Origin of the sequence: Massilia sp. IC2-477, assembly GCF_020707265.1 — a bacterium.
GTDB lineage: Bacteria > Pseudomonadota > Gammaproteobacteria > Burkholderiales > Burkholderiaceae_D > Telluria.
The window spans coordinates 157729-170314 of sequence record NZ_JAJFEQ010000009.1 but is presented as its reverse complement, the minus strand read 5'-3'; the positions used below and the strand labels follow the sequence as shown (position 1 = coordinate 170314).

At 67.3% G+C, this 12586-nt stretch carries 5 protein-coding genes and 1 pseudogene; 5 read left to right on the top strand and 1 reads right to left on the bottom strand.

Features of this window, described 5'->3' with window-relative positions; genetic code table 11:
- Positions 1 to 203: 203 nt before the first annotated feature.
- From LK542_RS18610 to LK542_RS18590, 5 genes are all read left to right on the top strand, one after another.
- Entirely contained in the window at positions 204 to 1484 is a 1281-nt protein-coding gene (locus LK542_RS18610; RefSeq protein ID WP_227813082.1) for an efflux RND transporter periplasmic adaptor subunit, read from the top strand.
- A 27-nt stretch (positions 1485 to 1511) separates the two neighbouring features.
- Complete coding sequence (locus LK542_RS18605) at positions 1512 to 2192, top strand: ABC transporter ATP-binding protein (protein ID WP_227813081.1); 681 nt, start codon at positions 1512 to 1514, stop codon at positions 2190 to 2192.
- A gap of 10 nt (positions 2193 to 2202) precedes the next feature.
- The gene (locus tag LK542_RS18600) at positions 2203 to 4629 is read left to right on the top strand and encodes an ABC transporter permease (protein WP_227813080.1); all 2427 of its coding nucleotides are present in this window, start codon (positions 2203 to 2205) and stop codon (positions 4627 to 4629) included.
- A gap of 368 nt (positions 4630 to 4997) precedes the next feature.
- Positions 4998 to 5183, top strand: coding sequence for a PEP-CTERM sorting domain-containing protein (locus LK542_RS18595; protein WP_227813079.1), 186 nt, complete (start codon positions 4998 to 5000; stop codon positions 5181 to 5183).
- A gap of 120 nt (positions 5184 to 5303) precedes the next feature.
- The gene (locus LK542_RS18590) at positions 5304 to 11459 is read left to right on the top strand and encodes an SdrD B-like domain-containing protein (RefSeq protein WP_227813078.1); all 6156 of its coding nucleotides are present in this window, start codon (positions 5304 to 5306) and stop codon (positions 11457 to 11459) included.
- A gap of 53 nt (positions 11460 to 11512) precedes the next feature.
- Here the strand turns inward: LK542_RS18590 and LK542_RS18585 are convergent.
- Positions 11513 to 12492, bottom strand: a pseudogene (locus tag LK542_RS18585) (IS1595 family transposase).
- Positions 12493 to 12586: the final 94 nt, after the last annotated feature.

The window sequence follows — 12586 nt, the reverse complement described above, 5'->3', positions numbered from 1 at the left end:
GCATTCTAGCAGCGCCACATGGCGGCGGATACGCCCTGCGGACGGTCCGGCGGACACCTGTCCGCATACGAACATGCATACCTGTCCGGATCCGGACAGTTTCGCCGGACAAGCCGTCTGCAAGGGGCGAAAAGGTGGTGGCACGGAAGTTGCGACGACAGCGTGCAAACCCGTATCCACCCTAGCGAAGCAAAACAAGCCTCATGGACAGACTCCCTCCACAAGCCGTGACCGGCGCCGCCATGGACGCGGTGGTGCCGCAACGCCGCAGCCGCCTCTACCTGCGCGCCGGCGCGACCGCCGCACTCCTGCTGGCCTTCGGCGCCGGTGCCTGGCAGTTCATGCCGCATGGCCTGCAGGTGGCAAGCGCCGACGTGCGCGTGGCCGCCGCTGCCGACGGCATCTTCCGCGACGACATCGTGGTGCGCGCCAGCGCGCAGCCGCTCAACTCCATCATGCTCGACTCGGTCGAATCCGGCCGCGTCGAGGAAGTGCTGGTCGAGGACGGCCAGACCGTGAGCAAGGGCCAGCTGCTGTTCCGCCTGTCCAACCCGCAGCGCAACCTGGCCCTGCTGGAACGCCAGGCCGAGCACGCGCAGCAGATCTCCAACCTGGCCAACCTGCGCGTGGCCCAGGAAGCCGGCCGCAGCGAGCACCGGCGGCGCTACTCGACCCTGCAGTTCGACGTGCAGCAGGCCGAAAAGCAGCATGCCCGCAATGTCCGCCTGGCCCAGCAGGGCTTCATCTCTGCCGTCGCGCTGGAAGAATCCGCGGACAAGCTGGCGCAGCAGCGCCGCGCGCTGGAGGACGAGCGGCGCAGCATCGACACCGAGGAAGGGGTGCGCCAGCGCGGCCTGCAGCAGATGGAAACCGCGATCGACGGCCTGCAGTCCGGCCTGCGGCTGGTCAGCGCCACCGTCGACGCGCTCGCGGTGCGCGCGCCCAGCGACGGCATGCTGACCGACTTTCGTCTGCAGGTGGGCCAGACCGTGCAGCCCAACCAGAACATCGGACGCATCGACGACCCGAAGCGTTTCAAGCTGAAGGTCGAAATCGACGAGTTCTACCTGAGCCGGGTCACGCGCGGCCTGCTCGGGAGCGTGACACAGGACGGCAAGGCTTATCCGCTCAAGGTCAGCGCCGTGTTCCCGCAGATCCGCGAAGGCCGCTTCACCGCCGAGATGGTGTTCACCGGCGACCAGCCGGCCGTGATCAGCCCGGGCCAGAGCCTGGACGCGCAGCTGACCCTGGGCCAGGCGGCCAGGGCCCTGCTGCTGCCGGTCGGCGCGTTTGTCAACGATACCGGCGGCGCCTGGGTCTTCGTGGTCGACAAGGCCAGCGGCCGCGCGGAAAAGCGCGCGGTGCGCCTCGGCCGCCGCAACAACAGCCAGGTCGAGGTCCTGTCGGGTCTGGCCCCCGGCGAGCAGGTCATCATTTCCAGCTACGGACCGTTCGGCAAGGCCGAGCAGCTCCAGCTGAACTAAACTGAAATAAACAAGAAAGGAAGCAGCATGCTGAAACTCAGGGGTGTCTCCAAGATCCACCAGGCGGGCGAAGTCCAGACCCGCGCCCTCGACCGCGTCGACCTCGACATCGCGGCCGGCGAATACGTCGCCATTACCGGGCCTTCGGGCTGCGGCAAGTCCACCCTGCTCTCCGTGCTCGGACTGCTCGACGTGCCGAACGAAGGCGAATACTTCTTCGAAGGCCAGAACGTGGCCGGCTGGAGCGAGGCGCGCCTGAACGCGCTGCGGCGCGGACGCGTGGGCTTCATCTTCCAGAGCTTCAACCTGATCGAGGAACTGAGCGTGTACGAGAACGTCGAGCTGGCGCTGGAATATACCGGCGCCCCGGCCGCGGAGCGCCGCCGCCGGGTGGACGCGATGCTCGAGCGCCTGGGGGTGGCGCACCGGGCGCGCCACCGTCCTTCGCAGCTGTCGGGCGGCCAGCAGCAGCGCGTGGCGATCGCACGCGCCCTGGTGGCCGAGCCGGCGATGCTGCTGGCCGACGAACCGACCGGCAACCTGGATACCGCCCACGGCGACGAGGTAATGCGCCTGCTGCGCAACATCAATGCCGAGGGCACGACGGTGGTCATGGTGACCCACTCGCCGGCGCACGCGGCCCAGGCTTCGCGCACCCTGCACCTGGTGGACGGCCGCGTGGTGGTCGACGCCCTGCAGGCAGCATGAGGAGCCATCGATGATCCTGCGCGACGCTTTTCGTGACTTCCGCATCGGCTGGCGCCTGCTGGTCAAGGAACCCGGCTACTCGGCCGTCGTGGTGCTGGGGCTGGCCGTCGGCTTTGCGGCCTGTTTCCTGCTGCTCGGCTACGTGGCCCACTCGCTCTCCTACGACCGCCATATCCCCGAGCGCGACCGCATCTATCGCCTGATGCAGAAGTGGAATATTTCCAGCGGCAGCGGCAACTGGGGCGATGCCGCCAGCCTGCCCGCGCGCGACGCCATCGTCGCCAGCGGCACGCCACTGCTGGCCAGCAGCTTCATCGAGAGCAGCATCGACGTACGGGTCGGCGCCGAGATACGCAGCATCAGCCTCACGGTCGTCGATCCGGATTTCCGCCAGATCTTCAACCCGACCGTGCTGGCCGGCGACCTGGCCGAGGCGCTGGAGCGTCCGGATACGCTGGCCCTGACCCGCGACACCGCAACCCAGCTGTTCGCCAGCACGGACGTCGTTGGCAAGACCGTGCTGGTCGCGGGGCAGCCCTACCGCATCGCCGCAGTGCTGGAAAACCAGCCTGCCGCCACCACCCTGCCCTACGCCGCGCTGGCCGGCAGCAGGACCGCGATCTGGAAGCAGGAATACCGCGAGCTTGTGACCACCAACTGGGGCTCGTCGCACGGCGGCGTCTACGTCAAGCTGCTGCCGGGCGGGAGCGCCCAGGCCGCCCTCGATGCGCTACGACGCAGCATGCGGGCCTCGAGCTTCATCCAGCGCATGAGCCCCGAGCAGGTGGCCTCGCTCAACGGCCGCGACCTGATCGAATTCCGTCTCGGGCCCCTCGCCGACGCCTATCTCGACCCGCTGATCAAGGAACAGTCCCCGACCCACGGCGACCGCCGCACCATCTTCGGCCTGGCCGCGGTCGGGGTGCTGATCCTGGCGCTGGCCGCCACCAACTACGTCAACCTGGCCACCGTGCGCACCGTCCGGCGCCAGCGCGAGATCGCGGTGCGCAAGGTGCTCGGCGCCGGCACCGGGGCGCTCAGCCGCCACTTCCTGGCGGAGTCGGTACTGGTCTGCCTGGTCGCGACCGCGATCGGCCTGCTGCTGGCCTGGCTGCTGCTGCCGGTGTTCTCCGACCTGGTGCAGCGCGAACTGGACCGCATGTTCACCCCGCTGTCGCTGGGCCTGAGCATGCTGCTGGGAGTCGGGCTCGGCGTACTGGCCGGCGCCTACCCGGCCTGGTCCGCGATCGCGGTACGCCCCACCGCGGCGCTGGCCGGCCGCGGCAACAGCGAAACCGTGGGCGGGCTGCGCCTGCGCCGTGTCCTCACCGTCCTGCAGTTCGCCACCGCGATGGGCCTGACCGGCCTGACCCTGGCGGTAGCCTGGCAGACCCGCCACGCCAGCAGCCTCGATCCCGGCTTCGATGCGGCGCCGCTGCTGATCGTGCCCACCGACGACGACATGCGCAGCCCCAATGTGCGCGCCTTCCGTGACGCCCTGGCGCGCATCCCGGGCGTGAGCGGCGTGGCCGTCAGCGACGCGCCGGTGACGGTCAATCGCAACAGCACCGCGCTCCAGCGCGCCGGCGGCAGCCCGATCGAGATCAACGTCTTCTGGGTGAGTCCGGAGTTCTTCCAGGTCTACGGCCTGAAGCCGGTCGCGGGCCGGCTATACGACCCGGCGCGCGACCGGCCGCAGGACGAGAACAAGATCGTCATCAACGAGTCCGGCGCACGCAAGTTCGGCTTCGCCGACCCCCGCGACGCGGTCGGCAAGTTCATCAGCTCTCCAATCGTCTCGGGCGATGGCGAGCCGCCAATGCAGGTGGTGGGTGTGCTGCCGGATATCCGCCACCGTTCGGCACGCGCCCAGATGCAGCCCACCGTCTACTACCTCGGCGAACGTACCGGGACCCTCACGGTACGCAGCGCAGGCGAGCAGAAGCCGGTGCAGCAAGCGATCGAAGCGCTATGGCCGCGCTACTTCCCGAATGAGGTCCTGGAGGTGCAGCGCATGGCCTCCCTGTATGCGCTCAACTACGCGGACGACCTGCGCCTGGCCAAGCTGCTGGCGGCATCGAGCGTGATCGCCACCGCCATCGCCGCCTTCGGCATCTACGTGCTGGCGGCCTACAGCGTGCAGCGCAAGGCGCGCGAAATCGTGCTGCGCAAGCTGTACGGCGCCGGCCGGGCCGCCATCGGGCGCCTGGTCGCGCGCGAGTTCGTGGCACTGATCGGCATCGGCGCCCTGCTCGGACTGCCGGTCGCCTTCGTCGCGGTGCAGCGCTACCTGGCCGGCTTCACCGAGCGGGCGCCGGTGGGCGCCTGGACCCTGGCGGCGGCCCTGGTCGTGGCCGCCCTGGTGGCAATGGGCTCGACCGTGCGCCATGCGGTGGCGGCGATGCAGATCCGTCCGGCGCATGCCCTGCGCGAATAGCCTCGACCATACGGGGGCGCCGCACCGGCGCCCCCATCCTGCAAGATCATGCAGTTCATGCAACTCCTTTCGGCATTCCGCCACGCGCCCCTCTCGCTTCCCTCCCCCTTGATTTGACGATTTCGATTGCTGAGATATGTTTCCTAACGGGAATTTAACGTCAGCCCAGTCGCAAATACGATTCCCTACGGCAAATTCAATACTTTCCGCGTTGCATAACACTTACAACTTCAACAATTCTCTTGATAAAAGATAATTATCATGAGAATATCACGGCTCACATGGTGCAAAAAGGAAACATGCGTTGCTAGGGGAGCAACATTGGCATCATGCGAACACTGGTTCAATAACGAAAACAAGGGAAAAACATGAAAAACGTTGTGAAACACCTGGTCCTGGCGAGCGCGCCACTCCTGCTCCTCATCGGCGACGCGGCAGCGGAAACCTGCGGCGGCCGTTTCGGCGACTGCCAGGTGCCGGAGCCGAGCACCCCTGCCCTGTTCCTCGGCGCCCTCGGCGTGATCGCCCTGGTCGCCAAGATCCGCAAGAAGTAAGCGGACTGCGATGCGCGCCCTCCGGCGCGCATCGCCCTTTTCCCGAAAGAGTGAACCCGGCGCTGGCCTGCGAGGGCCCGCATGGGCACCTGTTTGCCAAAATTATTGTCAAGGACGACCATGTCAGCCACGCCGAGCGTCATCACCTTCGTTGCAGAATACGGAAACCCCGACCACTACTGGCTGGTCGGCCTCTACATCAAGGGCGTCACCCCGCTCAATCCGGGCGCGCCAAGCGGCGGCACCCTGTATGACCCGTGGTGCCTGGTGCGCGACATCTCGCTGCCGATCGAAGCGACCTACACCGCCAACATCTACTCGTCCTACGAATTGGCGAACCTGCAGGCGGTGCCGGGCCTGGCGAACCGGATCCAGCTGCAGAACCTCGACAATATCAACTGGCTGCTGAACAACTACAAGCGCCTGAACGCCACCGACGGCGACGTCCAGGGCGCGATCTGGAAGCTCATGGGCAGCAACCCGATCAGCAACTATGTCGGCCCGCAGAGCGCCGCCAACATCGACGCCCTGGTGGCCCAGGCGCTGCAGCACGACGGCTACGTGCCGGGCATCGGCGACACCATCGGCGTGGTCGTCGACCCGATGGCGGCCGGCACCCATTTCCAGCCGCTGATCGTCGAGATGAAGGCCGCCTCGCTGGGCGACCGCGTCTGGCACGACGTCAACGCCAACGGCATCCAGGACGCGGGCGAAGAAGGCATTGCCGGCGCCACCGTGAAGCTGGTGCGCGACCAGAACCTGGACGGCGACTTCGACGACGCCGGCGAACAGCTGGGCACCACCACGACCGACGCCGGCGGCAACTACGTGTTCAAGGGCCTCACCCCGAGCCTGAACTACCAGGTCAGCTTCTCGCTGCCCGCCGGCTACGACCGCGTCAGCCCGCGCCAGGCCGATGGCAGCCCCGCCTCCAACGCGAACAGCGACGCCGCGCTGTCCAGCGTGGTGGTGCTGGCGCCGGGCGAAAACAACACCAGCATCGACGCCGGCTTCTTCAAGAGCGCCAGCCTGGGCGACCGTGTCTGGCTCGACGCCAATGCCAACGGCCAGCAGGATGCGGGCGAAACCGGCGTCGGCGACGTGAAGGTGACCCTGCTCGGCGGCGGCCTCGATGGCAAGCTGTCGACAAGCGCCGACAACACCACCGTCAGCACCAACACCGACGCCAACGGCAACTACGCGTTCAGCGGCCTGACACCGGGCGTGGAATACCAGGTCCGGTTCGAGAAACCGGCCGGCAGCGTCTTCACGCGCCAGGACAGCGGCGTGGACAGCAGCGACTCGGACGCCGACGCGCAGGGCCTGAGCCAGGTCGTCACCCTCGCATCGGGCGAGAACAACACGAGCATCGACGCCGGCATCTATGCGCCGGCCAGCCTGGGCGACCGCGTCTGGCTCGATACCAACGGCAACGGACGCCAGGATGCGGGCGAGGCGGGCGTGGCGGGTGCGAAAGTCACCCTGGTCGGCGGCGGCCTCGATGGCCTGCTCGCGACCACGGGCGACAACACCAGTGTCGATACCGTTACCGACGCCAACGGCAACTACAAGTTCGACGGCCTCACGCCAGGCGCGGAATACCAGGTGAAATTCAGCGCCCCGGACGGCCGCGTGTTCACCCGCGCCGACATCGGCGACGACAGCCTCGACAGCGATGCCGGCCTTGATGGCCTGTCCCAGGTCGTCAAGCTTGCATCGGGCGAGAACAACAGCACCATCGACGCCGGCGTGTATGCGCCGGCCAGCCTGGGCGACCGTGTCTGGCTCGACGCGAACGCCAACGGCCGGCAGGATGCCGGCGAAACCAGCCTCGCCAACGTCAGGCTGACCCTGCACGGCGGCGGCGCCGACGGCCTGCTGTCGACCGCGGGCGACAACACCACGGCGACCACCAGCACCGACGCCGACGGCCGCTACGCCTTTACCGGCCTGGCCCCCGGCGTGGAATACCAGATCGCGTTCGACATGCCGGCCGGTAGCATCCTGACCCGCCGCGACGCCGGCGACGACGAAGCGGATTCCGATGCCGACGGCGCCAACACCAGCCAGGTCGTGGTGCTCGCATCGGGCGAAATCAACAAGAGCATCGACGGCGGCGTCTACATGCCGGCCAGCCTCGGCGACCGCGTCTGGCACGACGCCAACGCCAACGGCCAGCAGGATGCGGGCGAAGGCGGGATCGGCGGCGTCAAGGTGACCCTGGTCGGCGGCGGCGCCGACGGGCAGCTGGCCACCACGGCCGACAACACCACCGTCGATACCCTGACCGACGCCGACGGCAAGTACCGCTTCGACGGCCTGGTGCCGGCGACCGAATACCAGGTGCAGTTCGGGACCCCGGAGGGCATGCTCGCCACCAGGCAGGACGCCGGCAACGATGCCGGCGACTCGGACGCCGGCGGCAATGGCCTGAGCCAGGTCGTGAGCCTCGCATCGGGAGAGAACAACACCACCATCGACGCAGGTTTCTACCGCAGCGCCAGCCTGGGCGACCGCGTCTGGCTCGATGCCAACGGCAACGGCCAGCAGGAGGATGGCGAAACCGGCGTCGCCGGCGCCAGGGTGAGCCTGATCGGCGGCGGCGCGGATGGCAAGCTGGCCACCACGGGGGACAATACCAACGTCGAGACCACGACCGACGCCAGCGGCCATTACCGGTTCGACGGCCTGACCCCGGGCGTCGAATACCAGGTGCAGTTCAACGCCCCGGCCGGCAGCGTCTTCACCCGCGCCGACAGCGGCAACGACGCCAGCGATTCGGACGCCGGCAGCAATGGCCTGAGCCAGGTCATCACCCTCGCCTCCGGCGAGAACAACACCACGATCGACGCGGGCCTCTACGCGCCGGCCAGCCTGGGCGACCGCGTCTGGCTCGACGCGAATGCCAACGGCCAGCAGGACAGCGGCGAACTGGGCGTGGCCGGCGTGAAGGTGAGCCTGATCGGCGGCGGCCTCGATGGCCTGCTCGCGACCACGGCCGACAACACGGTCGTGAGCACCACCACCGATGCCAGCGGCGCCTACAAGTTCGAAGGCCTGGCGCCGGGCATGGAATACCAGGTCAGGTTCGACAAGCCGGCAGGCAGCATGTTCACCGCCCGCGACACGGGCAGCGATGCGTCCGACTCCGACGCCGGCGCCGACGGCCTGTCGCAGGTCCTCAAGCTCGGCTCGGGCGAGCACAATGCGACCATCGATGCCGGCATCTACAACCCGGCAAGCCTGGGCAACCGTGTCTGGGTTGACGCCAACGCCAACGGCCAGCAGGATGCCGGCGAACTCGGCGTCGCCGGCGTGACCGTCACCCTGACGGGCGGCGGTCTCGATGGCCTGGTCGCGACCACGGCCGACAACACGGTCGTGACCACCACCACCGACGCTGGCGGCAACTACCTGTTCAAGGACCTCGCCCCGGGCACGCAGTACCAGGTCACCTTCGGCAAGCCGGCCGACATGCTGTTCACCAGGAAGGACGTGGGCAGCGACGCCGCCGATTCGGATGCGGACGCCGCCACCGGCAAGAGCCAGGTCGTCACCCTGGCATCGGGCGAGTACAACGACAGCATCGACGCCGGTGTTTACGCCACTGCCAGCCTGGGCGACCGCCTGTGGGTCGACACCAATGCCAACGGCCTGCAGGACGACGGCGCCACCGGCCTCGCCGGCCAGACCATCACCCTGCTGGGCGGCGGCGCTGACGGGCTGCTGGCGACCACCGGCGACAATACCAGCGTCACCACGGTCACGGGTACCGACGGCGTCTACAACTTCAGCAACCTGACCCCGGGCGTGCAGTACCAGGTCAAGTTCAGCAAGCCGACCGGCCACGTCTACGCGACTGCCGATGCAGGCAGCAACGACGCGCTCGATTCGGACGCGAATGCGGCCACCGGCCTGTCGCAGGTCGTGACCCTGGCTTCCGGCGAAAACAACAGGACCATCGATGCGGGCGTGGTCAACGTCACCGGCGACCTGGCCATTACCAAGACCGACGGCCTGAGCTGGGTGACGCCTGGCCAGACCATCACCTACAAGATCGTGGTCACCAACACCGGCACTGCGATCGCGGCCAACGCCGTGGTAACGGACGCGATCCCGTCGACCCTGACCAACGTCACCTGGACCAGCAGCGCGAGCTCCGGCGCCAGCGGCAACCAGCTGTCGGGCACCGGCAGCATCAACGACACGGTGACCCTGAACGGCGGCTCCAGCATCACCTACACCGTGACCGCCAAGGTCGCCTCGCTGGCGGCCCTGGAAACGGTGGCCGACTTCAGCACCCTCGCCACCAACGGCGCCGTCGGCAGCAGCAAGACCGTGAACGGCATCACCGCCGACGCGGCCTACATCGCGTCCGGCGTGATTGGCAGCGCCACCCTGTGGGGCCGCAATGCCGGCGACGACAAGGGCATCGGCGTGCTGTCGCGCTACGAGGATGCGGCTGGCGGCGAAGCCGTCACCGGTGTGAGCAACCAGAAGAACACCGACGTCATTCGCCTGGCCAAGGGCGATGACGCACAATGGAGCTCGCTGTGGGTGTCGAACCTGGATGCAAACGGTTCCGGCGGCGCCGAGATCGGCACCCTGTACTGGTCGGACAATCCGGTGCCTGACCTCGCCACCCTCACCACCAAGTTCAGCTTCAAGTACGGCGACTTCGGCGTGGGCGCGGAAAGCGGCGACATCCTGAGCCTGCGCCCGTCGAGCTTCAATGCCGACGCCAAGTACGTGTTCTTCGTCGCCGGCAGCAACCCGAACGGCAGCAACAACGACTTCCTGGTGTGGAAGGCCGGCACCGTGCCTGCGCAGCTGGCGAACACGGCCAAAGTGGCGCCGCCCTCGAGCTTCGTCGACACCAACCCGAACAACAACAGTGCGACCGACATCGACGACATCAAGCTGCCCACCCCGGTGGCGGTCAAGCGCGGCTCGATCGGCGACACGGTGTGGGAAGACCTCGACTTCGACGGCATCCGCGACAGCAACGAAGCCGGTATCAAGGGCGTCACCGTGCGCCTGCTCGATTCGACCGGCAAGGTGCTCGAGACGGTGGTCACCGACAGCTACGGCAAGTACCTGTTCGATAACCTGAACGCGGGCAGCTACCGCATCGAGGTGGCCGAGCCGAGCGGCTACTTCGTCACCAAACAGAACCAGGGCACGAACGATGCCGTCGATTCCGACATCGACACCAGTGCCGGCCGGAGCGGCCTGATTACCCTCGACCAGGGCGAGAACGACCTGAGCTGGGATGCGGGCCTGTACCGCAAGGCTTCGCTGGGCGACAAGGTGTGGGAAGACAAGGACCACGACGACATCCAGGACACGGGCGAAGGCGGCATTGCCGGCGTGACGGTCCAGCTGTACACGGCCGCCGGCGCCCTGCTCGCGACCACCAAGACCAATAGCACCGGCAACTACAAGTTCAGCAACCTCGATCCGGGCACCTACTACCTGAAGTTCGACAAGAACGATGTCATCTACAACGGCATCAACATGGACAACTGGATGTGGGCGAGCAAGAACATCGGCAGCAACGATGCGATCGACTCGGACGTGAACGGCGACGGCGTCGCCAAGACCAACGTGACCCGCACCGACAACATCACCCTGAGCTCGGGCGAGAACGACATGAGCTGGGATGCGGCGATCACCCCGATCGTGATCGACCTGAACGGCGACGGCGTGCAGACCGTGGCGAGGGCAAGCTCGGACGCCAGCTTCGACCTGCTCGGCAACGGCCGCGCGATCGCGTCCGGCTGGCTGTCGGGTGAAGACGGCTTCCTGGCCGTCGACGCCAACGGCAATGGCACGATCGACGGCATCGCCGAACTGTTCGGCGGCGCGGCCAGGGGCGCCGGTTTCAGCCAGCTCGCCGCCTACGACAGCAACCGCGATGGCGTGGTGGACGCCCAGGACGCCGCCTTCGGCGACCTGCGGATCTGGCGCGACGCCAACGGCAGCCACAGCACCGATGCCGGCGAGCTGATGACGCTGGCGCAGGCGGGCGTGGTGTCGCTGAAGGTCTCCTACGTCGAACTGCCCTTCGTCGACGCCCAGGGCAACCTGCACCTCGAGCGCAGCAGCGCCAGCCTGGCCTCCGGCGCCGTGGCCGACATGACCGACGTCTACTTCGCGATCGACGCCCGCGATGCGCTGGACGGCGCGCCGACCCTGGCCGAGCTGCTGGACAGCCTGGAGCAGGATGCGGCGCTGCCGGTGGCCGTGGTAGGCCAGCCGCTGCCGGTGATGTAAGCCGCTTCGTGGCACAGCAAAGGCCGGGCGCCCAGGGTGCCCGGCCTTTTTCATTATTTGTTTGGCGCTGTCACCGTTTGGTGTGGAAAATAGCGATTGCCGTCTGCAGCAGGTGCTCGGGGACGTTCATCCGGTCTTCATCCAGCGCCCAGCGCCAACCAAGGTAATTCGGCAGATAGCGCGAAGCAACGCCGTGAAAGCGCGACAGCCAGCCACGCAGGCGCTGGTGGTAGGCATTCACGTTCTGGAGGTGCACGGCGCCGCGCATGCGCTCACCCGTCCGCAGGTTGACAAACGCATGCGCAATCCAAGCCTCGCGCGCGAAGGTCCGGTATGCAACATGCCCGTCGGTCACCAACAGCACGTCGGGGTCGAGCACGGGCAGCAGGTGCCGGTGCAGCTGCCTGACTGTGACCGCAGCCCGTCCGGTCACGCAGGAGCAGGTCTGGCCGCCGCGGTCGCGGGCAACAAGGATGCAGTCATGTTCGCGGCTGATGCCGCGGGTACGGGCATGGCCCCCACGCTTGCGGGCCGGCCGATCCAGGCGGCGCGATCCCTTTTGCGATTCGAGGATGAACATCTCGTCTGCTTCTGCGATGCCGATGAGGCGCTCGGGCTGGTCGCGCCGCACCCCGTCAAGAAAACGGTGGCGCCAGCGAAAACTGGTGTTGCGGTGCACCCCGATACGCTTGGCCGCCGCGCGCACGCTTCGCGAGTCGAGCATGTCCCTGAGGTAGTCGAGCCATTTGGATCGGTGGCGCAGCCTGGCGAGGGGCGTGCCGCTCAAGGCGCTGAAGGTACGGCTGCAAGCGCGGCAGCGGTAGCGCTGCAGGCCTCGAACGATACCGTGACGATAATGCCGGGTGCCGCTGCAGCCGGGACAACAGAGGGGAGCAGGCCGGGCCCCATCGATGACTTCGCACACCTGATCCAGGCCAAGCGCCGGGCGCAAGGATTCGATCAGCAGCGATCGTTGCTGGCGGCTGAGCAAGCCAGCCTGTTGCAGCAAACGACGAAAGCCCGCGGCATTCATGGTCCCTCCTGGTCATCGAGGCAGGTTGGACATCCGTTCGGCTCAGCAGTTCAATTTCCACACTCAGCGGTGACAGCGCCATTTGTTTAGTAAA

Excerpts from the sequence above, each read along its gene's own strand:
- LK542_RS18590 (WP_227813078.1), top strand. The coding sequence starts at position 5,304 with ATGTCAGCCACGCCGAGCGTCATCACCTTCGTTGCAGAATACGGAAAC.
- LK542_RS18600 (WP_227813080.1), top strand. The coding sequence starts at position 2,203 with ATGATCCTGCGCGACGCTTTTCGTGACTTCCGCATCGGCTGGCGCCTG.
- LK542_RS18595 (WP_227813079.1), top strand. The coding sequence starts at position 4,998 with ATGAAAAACGTTGTGAAACACCTGGTCCTGGCGAGCGCGCCACTCCTG.
- LK542_RS18605 (WP_227813081.1), top strand. The coding sequence starts at position 1,512 with ATGCTGAAACTCAGGGGTGTCTCCAAGATCCACCAGGCGGGCGAAGTC.
- LK542_RS18610 (WP_227813082.1), top strand. The coding sequence starts at position 204 with ATGGACAGACTCCCTCCACAAGCCGTGACCGGCGCCGCCATGGACGCG.